We start from the raw sequence: 20,649 nt of genomic DNA, 5'->3' as shown, positions 1-20,649 counted from the left end.
AATAACCCAGTTATTTATGAGTAAAGATAGCAAACGACGTGAGGCACTCGTGTACCACGCAAAGCCTACACCAGGTAAAATAAAAGTAGTTCCTACTAAAAAATACAGCAGCCAGAGAGATCTTTCTCTTGCTTACAGTCCTGGAGTGGCAGAGCCATGTCTGGAAATAGCAAAGGATAAAGCAAACGTTTATAAATACACGACTAAAGGTAATCTAGTCGCAGTAATCACAAACGGTACCGCAGTTCTAGGTCTAGGCGATATAGGTCCAGAGGCTTCTAAACCTGTGATGGAAGGTAAAGGACTGCTTTTCAAGATTTTTGCAGACATAGATTGTTTTGATATAGAAATTGACACTAAGAATGTAGAGGAGTTCATCCAAACGGTGAAGAACATCGTACCTACTTTTGGAGGAATCAACTTAGAAGATATAAAAGCTCCAGAGGCTTTTGAGATTGAAAAAAGATTAAAGGAAGAACTGGACATTCCAGTAATGCACGATGATCAGCATGGAACAGCAATCATATCTAGTGCGGCACTATTAAATGCGCTAGAAATTGCTGAGAAAAAGATTGAAGATGTAAAAATCGTCATAAGTGGTGCTGGTAGTGCGGCTATTTCTTGTACTAACTTATATGCAAAATTAGGAGCTCGCAAAGAGAATATCCTCATGTTTGATATAGATGGTTTAATTACTTCAGATCGTACAGATTTAGGTCCAGAGCAAATGGAATTTGCGCGCGACATGAATCCTATCACATTAAAAGAAGCCTTTAAAGGAGCAGATGTTTTTCTCGGACTTTCAGTTGGGAATATTGTGACGCCTGAGATGTTGCTGGATATGAGTGATAATCCTATAGTGTTTGCGATGGCAAATCCTAATCCTGAGATTGAATATGATACTGCTGTTGCAACTCGAGAGGATTTAATCATGGCGACTGGACGCAGTGATCATCCTAATCAGGTGAATAACGTACTTGGATTTCCATTCATCTTTAGAGGTGCGCTAGATGTACGTGCGTCTAAGATTAATGAAGAAATGAAACTAGCAGCGTGTCACGCCATCGCGCAGCTTGCTAAAGAACCAGTTCCTGAACAAGTGAACATTGCTTATGGAGAGACGAAGCTTAACTTCGGTAGGGAATATATTATTCCTAAACCATTTGATCCACGTTTGATATCAACCATTCCGCCAGCGGTGGCGAGAGCAGCCATGGAAAGTGGTGTGGCTCTAGAGCCTATACAAGACTGGGAAAAATATGAAGACCAGTTGTTATCTCGCATGGGATCAGATAATAAATTGATTCGTCTCGTATTGAATCGTGCACGTACTAATCCTAAACGTATCGTATTTGCAGAGGCTGATAACCTAGATGTTTTAAAAGCAGCTCAAATAGTTCATGAGGAAGGAATTGCTGTACCTATCTTATTAGGAAGACGTGATGTGATTGAAGAGTTAATGGAAGAGATTGATTGGGATGACCATATCTTAATCATAGACCCAAAGGCTGACGAGGAGAAAGCTCGTAAAGATCGCTACGCACAGGAATTCTGGAACATGCGTTCTCGCAAAGGAGTTACAGAATTTGACGCTGGGAAATTGATGCGCCAGCGCAACTATTTTGCCGCAATGATGGTAAAACTAGGCGATGCAGATGCGCTTATCACTGGTGTGGCGCAGTCTTATCCCATTTCTGTTAAACCTATGATGGAAATTATAGGAAAAGCTCCAGGTGTTCAAAAAGTAGCCACGACTAACTTGATGATCACGGAGCGTGGTCCTATGTTTATATCAGACACGTCTATAAACATCAATCCAGACGCTATAGAACTCGCAAAAATTGCTCAAATGACTGCTCGCACAGCACGCATGTTTGGTATTGAACCTGCGGTGGCGATGATTAGTTATGCAAACTTTGGTTCATCAGAGCATCCTCATGCGCGTAAAGTGACTGAGGCTGTAAATTATCTACACAGGTATTATCCAGATATTACCGTAGATGGAGAAATTCAAACCGATTTTGCTCTGAATCCAGAGCTACTGAAAAAGAAATTCCCGTTTTCTAAACTTGCTGGTAAAAAAGTAAACACACTTGTTTTTCCTAATCTTGAAGCAGCAAACTCGACCTATAAGTTGATAAAGGAACTGTATCAAACAGACTCGATAGGTCCTATTATGATGGGAATGCAAAAACCAGTTCACATTCTACAATTGAACGCAAGCGTAGATGAAATTGTAAATATGTGTGCGGTGGCTGTGATTGATGCGCAACAGAAAGAAAAGCACGAGCAAAAACGACAGGAAGAGACTAGAAATAGTACGAACCAAGGTGTCTTTTAGTCGTCTTAAATTTATTACATTTGCTGTCTTAACTTAAAATTAAGAAATGATAGCGCAGTTGCAAGGTAAGCTCGTAGAAAAAAATCTCACAGACGTGGTCATAGACTGCGGTGGCGTGGGATATTTTGTGGAGATATCACTGCATACATATTCGTTAATTCCTGATGGTGAATTGATCAAGCTTTTCACCTTCATGCAAGTGCGTGAAGATTCTCAGCGACTATTCGGTTTTATGGAAAAGTCAGAGCGCGAGGTTTTTAAATTGCTTTTATCGGTATCAGGTATAGGAGCAAGTACGGCGCGTACCATGTTATCCAGTTTAGAACCACGTCAAATTGCGCAGGCTATCGCCAGTGGTGATGTGCGTACTATACAGAGTGTTAAGGGAATAGGTGCAAAAGGAGCGCAACGAGTTATCCTAGATTTAAAAGATAAAATTTTGCAAGTCTTGGAAGGAGAAGATATTTCTCTTCATTCAAGCAATACGGGACGCGATGAAGCGTTATCTGCACTAGAAACGCTAGGTTACTTACGTAAACAAGCGCAAAAAGTGGTGGATAAAATTTTGGCAAGCGAGCCAGACGCTACAGTGGAAAAATTAATAAAAGGCGCTTTAAAACAGCTGTAAGATTTGGAATATAGTTCTCTTCAACTTGTAAATAGGTATGTGACATTCTTGGGATGTTTTTTGGTATTCGCTTTCGCGAAAGCGCAAACAGAACCACCTACCACGGCTCAAGACAGTACTAAAACTGGTATAATCATAGGTGATATTGAATTGCCAGATCCACCAAGCATTGTAACTCTCTATGTATATGATCCAGACCTAGATCGCTACATTTATAAAAGTGAATTTAATGGTTTCCAGATAGGTTATCCATTCATGCTGACACGTGAAGATTATCTTGATCGTGTGATGAAAGAGCGCATGAGGCAATATTTTAAGGATAAAGCTGCTGCCATCGCTGGAAAAACGGAAGCCGATAAAGAAAAACAGAAAAACCTACTTCCTAACTTTTACGTGAATTCAGATTTGTTTGAGAGCATTTTTGGAGGAACAGAGATTTCTGTCGTTCCACAAGGATCTGTAGAGGTGGATTTAGGGATGTTGTTTAATAAGTCAGATAATCCTAGTTTTTCTCCTCGCAATAGACAGAGTGCCACTTTTGATTTTACACAACGTATTAATTTAAGTCTAGTAGGTAAAGTAGGAACTCGAGTAAATGTAAATGCAAATTATGATACGCAAAGTACATTTAACTTCCAGAATCAAATCAAACTAGATTATACACCTACAGAGGATGATATTTTACAAAGTATCGAGATAGGTAATATAAGCATGCCGCTCAACTCCACGTTGATTCGTGGAGCTCAGAGTCTTTTCGGTGTAAAGGCAGAGCTGCAGTTCGGTAAAACTAGAATTACAACCGTTTTCTCTGAGCAACAATCTGAGTCCAGAACGGTACAGGCAGAAGGTGGCGCATCAGTTAATGATTTTGACTTTTTCTCACTGGATTATGATGAGAACAGGCATTATTTCTTATCCCATTACTTCCGTGATACTTATGATAAGTCGCTTGCAAATTATCCGTTTATAAATTCAAATATTCAAATCACAAGAGCTGAAGTTTGGATTACCAACCGTGGAAATAGAACTCAAGATGTAAGAAACCTTGTTGCGATTCAAGACATAGGTGAATCTGATATTTCAAACATAGGTTTGAATAACGTTCCAGGTGGATTTATCAACGTGCCAGCAGGAAGTTTCCCTTCAAATGATAACAACGATTTTAATCCGCGTGGAATAAATACCGGACAGCAAACTAGATTAACTGCGGCAATAAGAGATAATGCAACGGTTCAGTCTCAAGGTTTTACTGGAGTTACGGTTAATGAAGGAACTGATTATGTAACTCTAGAAAACGCAAGAAAGTTAACCGATAATGAATACAATTTAAATACGCAGCTAGGATATATTTCCCTAAGACAGCGATTAAATAATGATGAAGTTCTTGCCGTAGCTTTTCAATATACCGCAGGAGGAAAAGTCTATCAAGTAGGTGAATTTGCAAACGATGGAGTTATTGCTACAGACGTGATTGCGAGTCCTAATCCTAATCAACCACCAGTAAATAATCAAAATCTAGTCGTTAAGTTATTGAAGAGTAACCTGACAAATGTAAGTGAGCCTATCTGGGATTTGATGATGAAGAATATCTATAATCTAGGTGGTTCTCAATTATCTCAAGAAGATTTTAAAATGAATATCTTCTACCAGTTCCCACCAGAATTAAACTACATCACACCAGCTGTAGGTACGATGACAAATCCGTCACTACCATTACCTGCTGATGTGGATCAAACTACTTTAATTAAAGTATTTAACCTAGATAGATTGAACCAGCAAGGTGATCCACAACCTGATGGTGATGGATTCTTTGACTTTATTCCAGGTCTGACCATTGATCAGGATAATGGTCGCATTATGTTTACCACGGTAGAACCTTTTGGTAGTCATTTATTTGATAAGCTTGATACTACTGCGGGAACAGATTATGACCAGCCTAACACCTATAATGCTAACCAAGCAAAATACGTATATCGTGATATGTATGTCACCACAAAGGCACAGGCTCAACAAACTGCCGATAAGAATAAATACCTCATAAAAGGTCAATACAAAGCTACTGGTAGAGAAGGAATTCCTATCGGTGCATTTAATGTGCCTCGTGGATCTGTAAATGTTACTGCAGGTGGAAGAACACTGCAAGAAGGAATAGATTATACAGTTGATTATGCCGGTGGACGTGTAATTATACTAGATCAAGCTTTATTAAATTCAAATACACCTATTCAAGTTTCTACAGAAAACAATTCTGTATTTAATCAACAAGTAAAACGTTTTACAGGAATTAATGTAGAACATAAATTTAGTGATGATTTCATATTAGGTGGAACATTCTTGAATTTAAAAGAACGACCTATTACTCAAAAATCTACTTACGGATTTGAGCCTATAAATAATTCTATCATAGGAACTAACTTTATTTATAATACAGAAGTTCCTTTCTTAACAAGAATGGTAAACAAATTACCTAACATTGATACAGACGTAGAGTCTGCAGTGTCATTACGTGGTGAATTTGCTTATCTGTTTCCTGGATCACCACAAGGAGATAATTTTCAAGGGCAAGCCGCTGCTTATGTAGATGATTTTGAAGGATCGCAAACTTCTATTGATATTCTCGCGCCTTTTTCATGGTCGCTTGCTAGTGTGCCATTTGGTTATGAAGGTATGAGTACTGATCCTAGTGAAAACATCACAAAAAGCGGATTTAGAAGAGCACAACTTTCTTGGTATTCTATAGATCCTATTTTCTATGGAACACAGCGCCCAGCAGACGTTACTGATGATGAAGTTTCTGATCCCAGAACTAGACGTGTGTTTGTAGAAGAAATTTTTCCACAAACTGACATTCAGCAAGGACAGCAACAAGTGATAAATACACTTGATTTGCATTATTTACCAGCACAACGTGGACCTTATAATTATAATCCAGCAGCTGCAGGAAGTAACATATTACCAACTCCAGATGATAACTGGGCTGGAATCATGAGACAATTCTCCAGTACAGATTTTGAACAAACTAATGTAGAGTATATCCAGTTCTGGATGTTAGACCCATTCCAGTACGACCCTACTAATCCTGGAGGAACTATTACCTTAAACCTAGGTAGTATCAGTGAGGATATAGTTAAGGATAATCGCAAGCAATATGAAAATGGTCTTCCAGATGATGGAGGAACTTTATTAACGATCCCTACTGATTTTGGAAAAGTACCATCAAATCAGTCCTTAGTTTATGCATTTGATACAGACGGTGCACAGCGTACTAATCAGGATATCGGTTTAGATGGATTAAGTGATGTTGAAGAAAATCAGCAGTTCGGAGCTTTTGGTCCTGAAGATCCAGCTCAAGATAATTATGAATACTTCTTAGCTGCGACTGGTGATATCGTTACTCGATATAGAAGATATAATAATACTCAAGGTAATTCACCTACTGCAGTTTCACAAGATGATCGTGGCTCTACTACACTGCCAGATGTTGAGGATATCAACAGAGATAACACGATGAATACCATCGATAGTTATTATGAGTATGATATTCCTATTGTAAATAACGGTGGTACACTTGAAAGTGAATTCATATCTGAAGTACGTGATTTAGGAAACACAGCTGGATCTGGATTGCCAGCCTTACCGAACGGAAATCCTATCACAGGAAGATGGGTGCAGTTTAGAGTTCCATTGAGACAGTTAGAAGGTGCAGGAAATACAAATTATAGAAGAATAGGTGAGATCAATGATTTCAGAGCAATACGTTTCATGAGAATGTACTTGACTGATTTTGATCAGGAAACGCTGTTGCGTTTTGGTTCCATGGATTTAGTACGTGGAGATTATCGTCAGTATACAGCTAGTTTAAAGCCAGATGGATCATTGCCTAATAACACAACTACCTTTGAAGTTCAAGGAGTAAATATTGAAAACAACACAGATCGCTCTCCAGTAAATTATGTGTTACCACCTGGAGTAGAACGTGAGGAATTAAGAACCCAAAACCAAAACATAAGACAGAATGAGCAGTCTCTAGCCTTAAGAGTTTGTGACCTAGAACCAGATGATGCAAGAGCCGTTTTCAAGAATATAAGAATAGACATGCGTCAGTATGAATCACTACGTATGTTCACGCATGCAGATTCTGGTGATTTAATAGGAAATACAGCTGGTGATGATGAGCTGGAAGCATTTATAAGATTAGGTGTTGATTACACAGATAACTATTATGAAATAAGATTACCATTAAAAATCACGCCACCTAACACGACCAATAGACAAGATGTATGGCCACTTGCAAATGAGTTTAATATCGATTTGTCATTACTGCAAGATATTAAAGCACGTGTTTTAAGTAATCCATCATTAAATATTGCAACTGCAAACTTCTTCCCAGAATCATCTTTAACTACTGCTACTGCTGGAAATGAAAATCAGCATATCTATGGGATTAAAGGAAATCCTAATTTTGGTGATGTACGAGCTATGATGATAGGTGTGCGTAATGCGTCCACTGGAAATGTGTGTGGTGAAGTATGGTTTAATGAATTGCGACTTTCTGGATTAAAAAATCAAGGTGGATATGCTGCCATCATGAATATGGATGCAAACCTTGCAGATTTTGCAAGTGTAAGTGCTACAGGAAGAAGAAGTACGATAGGTTTTGGGGCAATAGAGCAAGGTCCTAATGAAAGAGATCGTGAAAATGTTACACAGTATGATGTAACTACAAACATGAATTTAGGTCAGTTACTGCCTAAAAAATGGGGCGTAAAATTACCATTCTCTTACAGTATAGGAGAAGAAACCATCACGCCACAATTTGATCCACAGTTTGAAGATATCGAGTTAGAAACACGACTAGAGAACGCTGCAAATGATGCAGAGCGTGACATTATAAGAAATCAATCTGAGGATTATACCATGCGACAGAGCGTGAATCTTATAGGTGTGCGCAAAGAACGCACCGGTGACGCAAAGCCTATGCCTTATGACATAGAGAATTTCACATTTTCAGGTTCTTATAATCAGACAGATCAGCGCAACTTTGAGGTAGAAAAGTTCCAGGATCAATCTGTTAATGTGGGAACCACTTATAATTATGCGTTCCCTAAGGCTGAGGTGACTCCTTTCAAGAATTTGCTGGGTGATAACAAATATTTACAGTTTGTAAAAGACTTAAACGTGAATCTGTTGCCTAATAGTTTTGCGGTTAGTGGAAACATATTGAGACAATATAACACGCAAAAATTTAGAGATTTACAATTAGATACTAATCCAGTAGATACAGACGGAGATGGTATTCCAGATGCTCAGAACATAAGCATCGATCCATTATCTAATCGTAATTTCACTATGAATCATCAGTATGCTATCAACTGGGATATTACTAAATCATTACAATTCAACATATCTGCAAACAACGATCGCGTGATACGCAGTTACATTGAAGATGATGACACGATAGATGAAAGCTACGGTATATGGACAGACTTCTTAGATGAAGGAATCCCTAACTCACACTCACAACAGTTGCAAGCAACTTATAAATTGCCGTTTGATAAGTTTCCTTTTCTCGCTTTCGCGAAAGCGAGCTACACCTACACAGCAGATTTCAACTGGCAACGTAACTCTCAACAATTTGCACAGCTGGACGACATTCCTAACTTAGGAAACACAGTTCAAAATGCAAACACGCATAGAATCAATACAACGCTAGACTTAGATAAACTGTATAAGTACGTAGGATTAGAGAAAGTGAAATTTGGTCCAGCAGCAAACAGAGCACGCAGTCGCAACGCTAGATCGCGCAACGCTCGACCTACTGCTCCAGGTGCAACAGCAGCTAAAGAAGAAAAAGATAAAACACCTAAAGAAAACTTCGGGAATAAGGCTTATAATACCTTAATAGGTATTGCAACATCTGTAAAGCGTGCGCAGATTAATTATCAAGAGAATAACGGTATTTTCTTGCCAGGATACACGCCGGCAATAGGTTTTATAGGTACATTAAAACCTACAACAGGATTTACCTTTGGGTCACAGGCTGAGATTAGAGATATTGCAGCAAGAAAAGGTTGGCTTACATTATTCCAAGATTTCAACCAGCAATACAGTGAAATAGAAAGCAGACAGCTAGATGTTAATGTAAATATCGACCTGCTTAAAGATTTAAAAATAGATTTAATAGGAAATCGTGCCTATCAAGAAACCTATACAGAGAACTATCGTGTAGATCCTACTAATTTGACATATCAATCATTGACACCTAACACTTTTGGTAATTATAACATTACTACAAATATGATAGGAACTGCTTTTAACAAGAGCACCATTGATGGATCTAAAAACTTCGATAACTTTAGAAACAATAGATTGATCATCGCAGAGCGACTTGCTGAGGAATTTTATGGGAATGATACTTATTCTCGTGATGGTGAAGGTTATCCAGAAGGTTTCAGTAGAAACAGTCAGGACGTCTTATTACCAGCATTTCTTGCTGCTTATGAAGGTCGTGATGCACAAGATCAAAAGACGACTGCATTCAAGGATGTTCCTTTACCTAACTGGACTGTAAAGTATACAGGATTGATGAATTTGAAATGGTTTAAGAAAAGATTCCGCAGGTTCTCTATCAACCATGGATATCGATCTGCTTATACTATTAATCAATTCCAGACTAATCTCGATTATTCTGCAGGTAATAGAAACTTGAGCTATGCAGATCAAAGTCCAAATGCCTTGAATCAAACGGGAGATTTCAAGTCACGTAATCTCTTTTTCAACATCAACTTATCAGAGCAATTCAGTCCATTGATCAAGCTAGACTTTGAAATGAAAAATTCTGTTTCTATTGCTGCTGAGGTAAGAAAAGATCGAGTAGTATCATTAAGTTTTGATAACAACTTACTGACTGAGATTAATGGAAATGAATTTATCCTAGGTCTAGGATACCGAATTAAGGATTTAAAGTTTAAGACTAATGTAGGTGGTCGCAGTAAAATCATTAAAAGTGATTTAAATATGCGATTAGATGGGTCTGTAAGAGATAATGTAACTATAGTAAGATACTTAGACCTTGATAACAGTCAGGCGACTGCAGGACAAACTATTTATGGTCTCAAATTCACGGCAGATTATAATTTGAGTCAAGCCTTTACAGCGATATTTTATTATGACCATACATTCTCTGAGTTTGCTATTTCTACTGCATTCCCACAGACTACTATAAGAAGTGGAGTTACGTTGAGATACAGCTTTGGTAATTAGTAAAAAATCATAGCTTATTTCTTGAGGAGTTATATTAAATTTACGACCATTAAAAAATCATTATGAATATCCCAGCAGAATTAAAATATACTAAAGATCACGAGTGGATCCGTATTGAAGGAGACACAGCAGTAATAGGAATCACAGACTTTGCACAAAGTGAGTTAGGTGATATCGTTTATGTAGAGGTTGAAACAGTAGACGAGACACTAGATGTAGAAGAGGTTTTTGGAACTGTAGAAGCAGTAAAAACTGTATCTGATTTATTCTTGCCATTAACTGGAGAAATTACAGATTTTAACGAGAAATTAGAAGATGAGCCAGAACTAGTAAATTCAGATCCTTATGGAGATGGATGGATGATTAAAATGACTTTTTCTGACGCTTCGCAAATTGAGGATTTGCTTAGTGCTGATGCTTATAAAGAACTTATAGGTGGCTAAACTATTTTATTGGTCTGCGCCAGTCTATACAGCCTTAATTATTTACTTTTCAATAGGAAATAGCCCAGCGCCACCAGTTGATATTAGTAACATAGATAAAATCTACCATTGTGGAGCTTATTTTATAATGGCTATGCTTTGGTATTTTTTCTTTTACAGCCGTTTTTTAACGCAGCAATCTCATTTTAAATTTACTTGGAAAGATATTGTAGCCTCATGGTCTAGAATTATTGCAATATCAGCAGCAGTTCTTTCGTTCATTGTTGGCGTTTTAGTAGAGTTTGCGCAAGAGTATATTTCAGTTAATAGAACTATGGATATGATGGATGCACTAGCAAATACAGTTGGCATTGTTATTGCAATTGTTCTTTTGTGGTTAGTGTCTAAAAGATTTAACACACATTCCTAAGGAAACTTGTATTTATATACAGGTTTTTATTTATTTTTAACATTCAAAATTGATCCAATTATGGAAATTAAAAAATCAGAGTCAGCAGATTTACGTAAGAACATATGGGTGTATGCCCTTATGGGACTTGCTTTTATGTTATTGCTATCATGGCAAGGACTAGAATATGAAACTACAGAAATTACTGAAGTTGAGGAATATGTAGAGCCTGAGGCCTTTGTAGAAGAGGAAGAAGTGCCTATTACAATGATGATGAACACGCCACCACCACCGCCACCACCACCGCCAGCACCAGAAGTGTTGCAGGTTGTTGAGGATGAAGTGGAAATTGAAGAAGTAATCATTGAAAACACTGAAACTACTGAAGAAGAAGAAATCGTTGAGGTAGAAGAGGTAGCTGAAGAAGTAGGTGTGGTTGAAGAAATCGCCGAAGTTCCTTTTGCAATTATCGAGTCTGTACCAGTTTATCCTGGTTGTGAAAAAATGAAGACTAATGATGATCGCAAGAAGTGTATGAATGAAAAGATCAAAAGATTTGTAGATAAAAACTTTGATACAGGTCTTGCAAATGAATTAGGTCTTGAAGGTCGTCAGAAGATTACTGTGCAGTTCAAAATTGATTCAAAAGGTAATGTAGTAGGAGTTCAATCTCGTGCACCGCATCCTAGATTAAAACAAGAAGCTGCAGACGTTATTAACGCACTACCTAAAATGACTCCAGGAATGCAAAGAGGTAAAGCAGTAACAGTAGTTTATGCACTACCTATTATCTTCCAAGTACAAGATTAAGTAATAGAATTTTACAATATACTTGAAAATCCGAGCTTTACAGCTCGGATTTTTTTATTGTGGTATGTTTCTTGAAGTGTTTTCATAATAATAACAAATCCATTAATTATGAAAACTACTTTATCTCAAGAAGGTGCTGCAACGCCTTCCAAGAAAGACCGTTTTGACAAAAAAAATGTCAATGTAAGAGTCAACCCATTTATCAATTTTCAAATAGGTGTGGTCGCAGCGTTGCTTCTGGCACTCGTGATTATCGAAGTCTCTACTGCTCAAGTAGAAACTATTAATCCTATTAGGACAATTGCACATAACGAACCTATAGATTGGGTTCATAAAGAATTCACAGAAGTTCCTAACGAGGAAGTGAAAAAAGAGGTCGTGAAAAAACCTGAAACTCCTAAAGTAAATAAGGAATTACCACCAGTTGAAGTTCCAGACACAGATCCAGATCCAGAACCTGAGCCAGACGTAGATCCGGTAGATCCAGTTGATCCAGTTGATGGTGAGCCTAATGATCAACCAGTGACAGATGCTAAGTCAAAAACTACAGCTGCAGCGCCTGCGGTTAAAGCCCCTATCACAACTACACTTGATGGAGTAGATTCTATGCCACTATTTCCTGGTTGTGAATCATTAGATAACAATGAGGATCGTAAAAAGTGCTTTAATGAAAAAATGCAACGTTTTGTACAGCGCAAATTCAATAAAGACCTTGCAGATGATATCAACTTAAATGACGGTGATATGGTTAAAATAGATATTCTGTTTACCATTAATGAAAAAGGTTTACCGGTAGATGTAAAGGTTAGAGCACCACACGAAATTCTCAAAAAAGAAGCATATCGTTTAGTAGGAAAACTACCTAGAATAGAACCAGGTAAAATTAAAGGAGAACCAGTAAGTGTTTATTTTCATTTACCTATTAGATTTCAAGTACGCAACTAATTTGCTTTACTTAATATAGGAAAAGGCTGTGGTTCTCCACAGCCTTTTTTATTTAAAAACATCTATAAAACCGGTATCTTAGCGGTCTAATTAGATGTGGTTGCTATGAATAAATTTATTCTACTTTTTACTTTATTGACGGTGGGAACGTTGATGGCTCAAAATCCCGTTGAGAAATTTCCTTTCTTTGAGGAATGTAAAACGCTACCAGTGAATCAGCTGGAAGATTGTTTTTATAAAAGTCTATACGCTGCTTTATATGAGAATTACGAGCATCCGCAACAATTGCCTTTGAATAATGCAGAGAAAGTGACGCTTCGTTTTGAAGTTGATCGTGAAGGGAAATTTGTTCCTATAAGATTTGACGCGGTTTATGCAGAACTTACTGCTGCCGTAGAGAAATCGTTCAATAAATTGCCAGTCATCGGCGCGCCTACTTATAACGGAGCACCTACTTATATGCAGTTTATTTTAAGAGTGCCAGTTCCTATGACTCAAGACGGTTCTTTTCAAGTTTTCAACGGTAAAGAACAACAGCAAGAAAATGTAAATGAGAACATGACTGCGTTGGATAGTATCGCTTTCGCGAAAGCGAATAAAGAATACCCAGAAATAATTTCAAATCAGTACGATGGACAACAACTCAAGTCTGATGGGATAATTCCATTTTCTTATCAAAGATACCATAGATATGAAGCTGCTATGAATCGCGTAGGTAATAACGCGCATACTGCTGTAAAACCTTATACGTTTTCTTATGTAGATCAATACTTTGATATTGAGGCAGAACGTGAATCTTTAATGAGAGAAGAAACTACATGGTTAGGAAAAAAATGGTGGAATGAACATTTCTTTGAAGTAGCAGGAGAAGATTACTGGTTTGTAGTAGATCCAGGAGTGGATTTACAGCTAGGAAAAGATAGCGGTGATGATATTAATACTTTTAATAACACACGACTGGTAAACGTGAGTGGTGGAATAGGAAAGCAAATCACCTTTGGCGCTAGTATTCAAGAAAGTCAAGGTCGATTTGCAGGTTATTTTAATAGAGAAATAGAAAGTAGAGCGCCAGATGGTGGGAATCCAGGAATTGTTCCGGGACGTGGAATTGCCGAAGATGGTGGAGATACGATCTATGATTATCCAGTAGCTACAGGTTATATTAACTATAAACCTAGTAAGTATTTTGACCTGCAATTAGGTCATGGACAGCATTTTATAGGTGATGGATATCGCTCTTTAATATTGAGTGATAATTCACAACCATTCCCGTATGCAAAGGTGAATGCAAAATTTTGGAAACTAGATTATACAGTTCTTTACACTTCATTGAGAGATGTAAGATCTGCCGTAACCGCCGACGATTCTTTCCGTACTAAGTTTATGGTGCACCACTATCTAAGTTGGAATGCGACAGAGAAGCTGAATGTAGGATTCTTTGAAAGTGTATTGTGGCAAGATGATAACCAGCGTGGTTTTGATTTCAATTATTTAAACCCGATTATATTTTATCAAACCGTGGAATTAGAAACGGGTTCTAGAGGTGGAAATGCACTGATAGGAGCAACGGCCAAGTATAAGTTTACAGATCGCGTTACAGGATATGCACAACTAGTACTCGATGAATTCTCTGGAGCATCGGTTGTAAACGGTGATGGTAGTTTTAAAAATAAAAGTGCTTATCAATTTGGTTTAAAATGGCAGAATGCTTTTAAAGTTAAGAATTTAATGCTTCAAGCAGAGTATAATAGAGTGCGACCTTACACCTATAGTCACAATACGGTTGTTCTTAATTATGCAAACAGCAATCAAGCGCTTGCTCATCCATGGGGCGCAAACTTCTATGAAACTACCTTGATAGGTAGATATACTAAGGATCGCTGGTATGGAAATGCTCAATTAACCATAGGTGAACGAGGACTTGATATTAATGATGGTATTGATAACGCATATTACGGTGGTGATATTTACCGTAGTGAAGATGATCGTATCTCAGATAATGGAAATGAGGTAGGACAAGGAAACAGAGTTACATTTTTATATGCTCAGGTAGAAGCTGGATATGTTATTAATCCTGCAAGTCGATTGAAGATTTTTGGGCAAGTCATCTTTAGAGATTTTGATCCTCATTTTGAGGTAGGTGATGTAAAGGAGCAAAACACCACATGGCTTAATCTAGGATTGCGTACAGATATTATGAATTGGTCGTTTGATCGCTAGAATTGTTTCTAGCTTCATAGATCTTTAAGAATATAAAAGTAGACATGTTACGAGCGCGGTTTTTTGCAAGTTGTGCGGTTTCTCCATGAAAATAATGGTCTATAGTTTCAAACCACATTTGTAGCCATATCCCAAAATGTTCCATCTCTATGGAATGATCTACAGATTTATCAACTTCTTGATGTTTTTCAATAGGATTGCCTTTGTAACTTTTTGCTCTTAACAAGCTTGTTTCCCAGAAATTAGTAAGGTGATTTAAGTGATGTGGCCAGTCTGTGATGACTTGATTGAAAATAGGACCTATCTCAGGATTTACTCTCACTTTTTTATAAAATTCATCTACTAAGAAAGCGATTTGTTCTCGTGAATTTAGAAGTGCCGTTGATTCCATAATACTTACCGATGAAAAAGGTGATAGGTCTGTATCAAAAGTAACTTTTATAAAACAGATTTACTTTTTTAAAAGAGTCATTTTTAAAAGCTATTTTTAGGTCTTAATTTTTAAAAAAGATATCATGGGTGGTATGATGGGTTATTATATTATAGGTGGAGCAGTGTTTTTACTTAGTATGTTTGTGAGTAGCAAACTGAAGAGTAAGTTTAAAAAGTACTCACAAATTCACTTAAAGAATGGAATGAGTGGTGCTGAGATTGCTCAGAAAATGCTAGACGATAATGGAATTACAGATGTTAAAGTAATCTCTGTAAAAGGTCAACTTACAGATCACTATAATCCATCAGACAAAACAGTGAATTTAAGTGAAGTTGTGTATTCTGAGCGCAATGCAGCTGCAGCAGCTGTTGCGGCGCATGAAGTAGGTCACGCCATTCAACATGCAAGAGCTTATAAATGGTTAGGAATGAGATCTAAACTTGTTCCTGTGGTAAGTATTGCGTCTAAGTATTCCCAGTATGTAATCATGGGTGGAATAGCACTTGCTGCTGCATCTGCCTTTGGTAATACGGTTTTATTGATAGGAATAATTATGTACGGAGCAGGAACTTTATTTGCTTTTGTTACCCTACCAGTGGAGTATGATGCAAGTAATCGAGCACTCGCCTGGTTAGAAAATGAAAACATGCTCACGGCCGAAGAACACGCAGGAGCAAAAGATGCTCTTAAATGGGCAGCGCGCACCTATTTAGTGGCAGCAATTGGTTCGCTGGCGACCTTAGTTTATTTTATTTCTATTTTCATGAGAAGAAGATAAACCGGATTTTATTTTACAAAAAAGAGGATGGTACACTGGTATCATCCTCTTTTTTGTAAATAATAATTGAAACTATAAACTTAGTGGATTGTAGCCTAGATAATCCATCTCGCTTTCGCGGAAGCGGATTCCATAATCCTCCAACTCTTTTAAGATAGGCTCATAAATAGGAGCTGTAATAGGAATTTGAACACCTGGAGTGTTAATTACTTTATTGAGGATTTTAAGTGCTGCAATGGCGACTGGAAGTCCTACAGTCTTTGCCATGGCGGTTTGTAAATGTCCATCACCTTGACAAACCATGGTGCTGTCTATTTGTTTCTTCTCACCATTTAATTCATAACCGAATTTGTGATACATCACAATCATATCTTTCTCACCTGGTTGTAAGGTCCATGAATCTTCAAGAATTTTTTGAAGCACTTGTGCAGGAGTAGCGTTTTTAAGTTCGACCATTTTAGTTTTACTAAATAGATCGAGTTCGAGCAATTTGTCCCACATAATATCATCTTGATCCACTTTAAGAACGTGACGCATTTTGAGTTCTACAGAGTCTGTAGGTGAGTAAGGTAAAAAGCTATTTGTGAAACTACGATAACTCATGTTTTCAGAATCCTCGATAACGTAAGTATCGTCTGTCATTCCTAGTTGTACAAACATATTCCATGCTTTACTGAAACCTACACGACGCATAGTTCCTCTGTAAAGAGTAAGGATGTCTTCAAGACCATATACTGATCGGTATTTAAGGCTATTGCGGTTTGCATAAGCTTCAAAACGTCCATATCCTTCTACATCTAGAAATTCTGTTCTTCTAAAGAGTTTGTGATACGGAATATATTTATACTGTCCTTCTTGTAGAAATTTTGCGGCTCCACCTTGACCAGCTGTAACCACATTACGTGGATTCCATGTAAATTTATAATTCCATAGGTTATCATCACTTTCTGGTGCAACGAGTCCACCGGTGAATGATTCAAATAACAGCATTTTTCCGCCTTGTTCTCTTATGCGATCGATCACTTGCATAGCACTCATGTGATCTATTCCTGGATCTACACCTATCTCATTCATAAAGACAAGGTTTTTTTCAACGGCACTGTCGTGAAGATCTTGCATTTCAGGACTCACGTAGCTCGCAGTTACCATAGACTTCTCATAAGTAATACAATCTCGTGCTACTTCTATGTGAAAACGAGCTGGCAACATGGAAATAACGATATCAGCTTTCTGTATGTAAGTTTGTCTTTGTGCAGCATTAAAAACATCGAGTTCTATAGCTTGAGCATTAGGATGGTTTTGAGCAAGGAATTCAGCATGGGCTAAGTCCTTATCTGCTATGATGAGTTGTAATTTCTCATCATCTGATTTTTTTAAGAGATAATCTACGAGTACACCAGTAGATTTACCTGCACCTATAATCAGTATGTGACGCATATGTGTTGTAATTTTGCAGCAATTTAAAGGACTTCTATTAAATAGATATAGAAATGGTTAAAAAGTTATTGATAGCAGGAATCTTGTTTGCACTTACAGCTGTGGTTTTAGGTGCGTTAGGTGCTCATGCCTTAGAAAAATATATTACACCAGATCAATTAAAGAGTTTTGAAACAGGTGTGCGTTATCAAATGTATCATGCGCTCGCATTAATTCTAGTTGCTTTAATACCTATGATTACTAATAAGACTAAGAAAACAGTCTTTTACCTATTCACATCTGGAATTATTTTATTTTCTGTTAGTATTTATTTGCTGTCTACTGCTAGTATGTGGAATACAAGTTTTTCTTTCTTAGGTCCTGTAACTCCAGTAGGAGGAATGCTACTTATCATAGGTTGGGTCGTCTTATTGTGGAAAATTATTTCAAATAATTCTGTTAATAGTTAGTCAGAGCGATTTAGCATTTCTATTTTTGCATTATAAATCTGATACAAAACAAAAGGATTATTATGGGTTCAAACACCTTAGTTACGAAAACGATTTCGTTAGGACAATGGGGAATAAATAACTCCAAAATTCATTATCAACTACCACCACAGGAACTACAGAAAGTAGCTGTGGCTAGTTATGGTGGAAAGGAAACCGCAAATGGTACGCTCGCTGTGAATACAGGTGAGTTTACAGGTAGATCTCCTATGGATCGCTTTATTGTAAAAGATGAAGTTACCGAGGATAAAGTGTGGTGGGGAAATATAAACTTACCATTTGAGTCGGGTAAATTTGATGCGCTACTTAAAAAAGTAACAACTTATCTGGACGGGAAAGATGTCTATGTGCGTGATGCTTATGCTTGTGCACATCAAGATTACCGTTTAAACATAAGAGTTATCAACGAGTATCCATGGTCTAACATGTTTGCTTATAACATGTTCTTGAGGCCAGAAAACGATAAATTAGAAAATTTCACACCTGAGTGGACTGTAATAAACGCACCTGGATTTATGGCGGTTCCTGATGAGGATGGTACACGTCAACATAATTTTGCTATTCTCAATTTTTCTAAAAAGATTGCTTTAATAGGTGGAACCGGCTATACAGGCGAGATTAAAAAAGGAATCTTCAGTGCGCTTAACTTTATTCTTCCAGTTTATAAGAACACATTACCTATGCACTGTAGCGCAAATGTGGGAAAAGATGGAAGTACAGCCATCTTTTTTGGTTTAAGTGGAACAGGTAAAACTACATTATCTACAGATCCTGATCGTGCATTGATAGGAGATGATGAGCATGGATGGACCTCAAATAATGATGTGTTCAATTTTGAAGGCGGTTGTTATGCAAAGGTGATAAACCTAGATGCAGATGGTGAGCCAGAGATTTTCAACGCTATCAAGCCAGGAGCTATTCTTGAGAATGTAGTTCTTAATGATGATAAAACTGTAGATTTTAAAGACACAAGCATTACTCAAAATACAAGAGTAAGCTATCCTATTTTCCATATTGAAAATATTAAAAAACCATCAGTAGGGAATAATCCTAAGAATATTTTCTTCCTTACTGCCGATGCTTTTGGAGTTCTTCCTCCTATTTCAAAATTAACTCCAGGACAGGCTGCATACCACTTTATTAGTGGATATACCGCAAAAGTTGCTGGAACTGAAGCAGGAATCACAGAACCAGTACCTAGTTTTTCAGCTTGTTTTGGCGCACCATTTATGCCATTGCACCCTACTAAGTATGCCGAGATGTTAAGCGCAAAAATGAAAGAAACTGGCGTGAACGTATGGCTTGTAAATACGGGATGGACTGGTGGACCTTATGGAGTAGGATCACGCATGAAATTAAAATATACCAGAGCCATGATTACTGCTGCAATGGATGGAAGTCTTGAAGCAGCAAATAAGGATAACTATCACGTTCATTCCGTATTTGGAGTTGCACAACCACGTACTTGTCCTAATGTGCCTACTGATGTATTGAGTCCGCGTGCTACGTGGAATAATGATGAAGGTTATTATAAAACGGCATCTAAGTTGACCAATGCTTTCAAAAAGAACTTTGAGCAATTTGAAGAAAACGCTTCTCCAGAGATTATGGCTGGAGCACCTTTGAAATATTAAATAAATTTGATGCAATAAAAAAGTCCCTTGAGAAAGGGACTTTTTTTATGGATAAGAATCACGCTTTCGCGAAAGCGAGATAATACTATTTACTTTCTTTAATATAATTTTCAATCGCCATAGTCATAGATGGAGATTGAGGAGTAGGCGCTTGAATATCAATACGCAATCCCATTTCTTCAGCAGCTTTCATAGTTGTGTTACCGAAGACGGCAATACGAGTTTGTTCCTGTGTGAATTCTGGGAAATTTTTAAATAGAGATTCAATACCACTCGGGCTGAAAAATACAAGGATATCATATTTCACATCAGCAAGATCTGAAAGATCACTAATAACCGTACGGAAGAATGTACCTGAACTCCAAGTAACACCTAGAGCGTCCATTTGTACTGAAACATCATCCTGAATCTTATCTGAGCTAGGCATTAAAAACTTTTCAGTTTTATGCTTTTTAATCAGTGGAATAAGTTCTTTAAAAGTACGTTTACCTACATAAATTTTACGTTTGCGATACACCACATACTTTTGAAGATAGTAAGCAACCGCTTCACTCTGACAGAAATATTTTAAAGAATCTGGAATTTTATATCTCATTTCTTCAGCAACTCTGAAGAAGTGATCCACACTATTGCGACTCGTTAAAATGATGGCTGAGTATTTACTAATGTCTATTTTTTGCTCGCGCACTTCCTTAGAAGGAACTCCTTCTACATGGATGAATGAACGGAAATCTATCTTAACCTTAGTACGATCTACTAAAGTCTGATAGGGTGAATTTTCCATTTTAGGTTCGGGCTGGGAAACTAAAATTGTCTTCACTTTCATAGGCATACTTTTCTT

The 20,649-nt window shown here is 37.4% G+C and carries 14 protein-coding genes; 11 read left to right on the top strand and 3 right to left on the bottom strand.

All coding sequences use genetic code 11. The features are described 5' to 3' along the window. The first annotated feature begins 16 nt into the window (after nucleotides 1-16). The 8 genes from ACSHWW_RS03630 (at nucleotide 17) to ACSHWW_RS03595 (ending at nucleotide 15,038) form a co-directional block, all read left to right on the top strand. Entirely contained in the window at nucleotides 17-2,341 is a 2,325-nt protein-coding gene (locus ACSHWW_RS03630) for an NADP-dependent malic enzyme (RefSeq protein WP_435681055.1), read from the top strand. Between the two features lie 46 nt (nucleotides 2,342-2,387). Next, nucleotides 2,388-2,969: a Holliday junction branch migration protein RuvA gene (gene ruvA, locus ACSHWW_RS03625; RefSeq protein WP_036583929.1), complete on the top strand. Its 582-nt coding sequence runs from the start codon at nucleotides 2,388-2,390 to the stop codon at nucleotides 2,967-2,969. Between the two features lie 3 nt (nucleotides 2,970-2,972). Then, nucleotides 2,973-10,232 carry a cell surface protein SprA gene (gene sprA, locus ACSHWW_RS03620; protein ID WP_435681054.1) on the top strand — a complete coding sequence of 2,420 codons (7,260 nt, stop codon included), beginning with the start codon at nucleotides 2,973-2,975 and terminating at the stop codon, nucleotides 10,230-10,232. A 62-nt stretch (nucleotides 10,233-10,294) separates the two neighbouring features. Continuing rightward, on the top strand, nucleotides 10,295-10,675 hold the full coding sequence (gene gcvH / locus ACSHWW_RS03615) for a glycine cleavage system protein GcvH (protein WP_435681053.1): 381 nt from the start codon (nucleotides 10,295-10,297) through the stop codon (nucleotides 10,673-10,675). Then, nucleotides 10,668-11,084 (top strand): VanZ family protein, encoded by a 417-nt coding sequence (locus ACSHWW_RS03610; RefSeq protein WP_435681052.1) that lies wholly within the window; start codon nucleotides 10,668-10,670, stop codon nucleotides 11,082-11,084. Before gcvH ends, ACSHWW_RS03610 begins: the two co-directional genes overlap by 8 nt. A gap of 60 nt (nucleotides 11,085-11,144) precedes the next feature. Beyond that, nucleotides 11,145-11,873: an energy transducer TonB gene (locus tag ACSHWW_RS03605; RefSeq protein ID WP_435681051.1), complete on the top strand. Its 729-nt coding sequence runs from the start codon at nucleotides 11,145-11,147 to the stop codon at nucleotides 11,871-11,873. 108 nt (nucleotides 11,874-11,981) lie between these two features. After that, on the top strand, nucleotides 11,982-12,818 hold the full coding sequence (locus ACSHWW_RS03600; RefSeq protein WP_435681050.1) for an energy transducer TonB: 837 nt from the start codon (nucleotides 11,982-11,984) through the stop codon (nucleotides 12,816-12,818). Between the two features lie 105 nt (nucleotides 12,819-12,923). Then, entirely contained in the window at nucleotides 12,924-15,038 is a 2,115-nt protein-coding gene (locus tag ACSHWW_RS03595) for a gliding motility protein RemB (protein ID WP_435681049.1), read from the top strand. Here the strand turns inward: ACSHWW_RS03595 and ACSHWW_RS03590 are convergent. Then, nucleotides 15,013-15,429, bottom strand: a complete 417-nt coding sequence (locus tag ACSHWW_RS03590; protein ID WP_435681048.1) for a group III truncated hemoglobin — start codon at nucleotides 15,427-15,429, stop codon at nucleotides 15,013-15,015. The genes ACSHWW_RS03595 and ACSHWW_RS03590 overlap by 26 nt on opposite strands. Nucleotides 15,430-15,562: 133 nt before the next feature. Here ACSHWW_RS03590 and ACSHWW_RS03585 point away from each other — a divergent pair, with 133 nt between their 5' ends. After that, the gene (locus ACSHWW_RS03585; protein ID WP_435681318.1) at nucleotides 15,563-16,249 is read left to right on the top strand and encodes a zinc metallopeptidase; all 687 of its coding nucleotides are present in this window, start codon (nucleotides 15,563-15,565) and stop codon (nucleotides 16,247-16,249) included. A gap of 72 nt (nucleotides 16,250-16,321) precedes the next feature. Here ACSHWW_RS03585 and ACSHWW_RS03580 read toward each other — a convergent pair whose 3' ends face one another. Next, nucleotides 16,322-17,686: a saccharopine dehydrogenase family protein gene (locus ACSHWW_RS03580; RefSeq protein WP_435681047.1), complete on the bottom strand. Its 1,365-nt coding sequence runs from the start codon at nucleotides 17,684-17,686 to the stop codon at nucleotides 16,322-16,324. A 53-nt stretch (nucleotides 17,687-17,739) separates the two neighbouring features. On the opposite strand from ACSHWW_RS03580, the gene ACSHWW_RS03575 reads away from it, so the two are divergent. Both ACSHWW_RS03575 and pckA read left to right on the top strand, forming a co-directional pair. Further along, nucleotides 17,740-18,135: a DUF423 domain-containing protein gene (locus ACSHWW_RS03575; RefSeq protein ID WP_435681046.1), complete on the top strand. Its 396-nt coding sequence runs from the start codon at nucleotides 17,740-17,742 to the stop codon at nucleotides 18,133-18,135. A 62-nt stretch (nucleotides 18,136-18,197) separates the two neighbouring features. Continuing rightward, a complete protein-coding gene (gene pckA, locus ACSHWW_RS03570; RefSeq protein WP_435681045.1) occupies nucleotides 18,198-19,808 on the top strand; it encodes a phosphoenolpyruvate carboxykinase (ATP) in 1,611 nt (536 codons plus the stop codon). Between the two features lie 85 nt (nucleotides 19,809-19,893). Here the strand turns inward: pckA and ACSHWW_RS03565 are convergent, their stop codons facing one another. Next, complete coding sequence (locus ACSHWW_RS03565; protein WP_435681044.1) at nucleotides 19,894-20,634, bottom strand: uroporphyrinogen-III synthase; 741 nt, start codon at nucleotides 20,632-20,634, stop codon at nucleotides 19,894-19,896. Nucleotides 20,635-20,649: the final 15 nt, after the last annotated feature.

Origin of the sequence: Nonlabens sp. (assembly GCF_051251825.1) — a bacterium.
Classification (GTDB): domain Bacteria; phylum Bacteroidota; class Bacteroidia; order Flavobacteriales; family Flavobacteriaceae; genus Nonlabens.
The sequence above is the reverse complement of the archived record's forward strand: the minus strand, read 5'-3'. Positions and strand labels throughout refer to the sequence as shown.

What these genes read in the sequence shown, in the direction of transcription:
- ACSHWW_RS03630 (WP_435681055.1), top strand. Translation starts at nt 17, where the DNA reads ATGAGTAAAGATAGCAAACGACGTGAGGCACTCGTGTACCACGCAAAG.
- ruvA (WP_036583929.1), top strand. Translation starts at nt 2,388, where the DNA reads ATGATAGCGCAGTTGCAAGGTAAGCTCGTAGAAAAAAATCTCACAGAC.
- gcvH (WP_435681053.1), top strand. Translation starts at nt 10,295, where the DNA reads ATGAATATCCCAGCAGAATTAAAATATACTAAAGATCACGAGTGGATC.
- ACSHWW_RS03605 (WP_435681051.1), top strand. Translation starts at nt 11,145, where the DNA reads ATGGAAATTAAAAAATCAGAGTCAGCAGATTTACGTAAGAACATATGG.
- ACSHWW_RS03600 (WP_435681050.1), top strand. Translation starts at nt 11,982, where the DNA reads ATGAAAACTACTTTATCTCAAGAAGGTGCTGCAACGCCTTCCAAGAAA.
- ACSHWW_RS03595 (WP_435681049.1), top strand. Translation starts at nt 12,924, where the DNA reads ATGAATAAATTTATTCTACTTTTTACTTTATTGACGGTGGGAACGTTG.
- ACSHWW_RS03590 (WP_435681048.1), bottom strand. Translation starts at nt 15,429, where the DNA reads ATGGAATCAACGGCACTTCTAAATTCACGAGAACAAATCGCTTTCTTA.
- ACSHWW_RS03585 (WP_435681318.1), top strand. Translation starts at nt 15,563, where the DNA reads ATGATGGGTTATTATATTATAGGTGGAGCAGTGTTTTTACTTAGTATG.
- ACSHWW_RS03580 (WP_435681047.1), bottom strand. Translation starts at nt 17,686, where the DNA reads ATGCGTCACATACTGATTATAGGTGCAGGTAAATCTACTGGTGTACTC.
- ACSHWW_RS03575 (WP_435681046.1), top strand. Translation starts at nt 17,740, where the DNA reads ATGGTTAAAAAGTTATTGATAGCAGGAATCTTGTTTGCACTTACAGCT.
- pckA (WP_435681045.1), top strand. Translation starts at nt 18,198, where the DNA reads ATGGGTTCAAACACCTTAGTTACGAAAACGATTTCGTTAGGACAATGG.
- ACSHWW_RS03565 (WP_435681044.1), bottom strand. Translation starts at nt 20,634, where the DNA reads ATGAAAGTGAAGACAATTTTAGTTTCCCAGCCCGAACCTAAAATGGAA.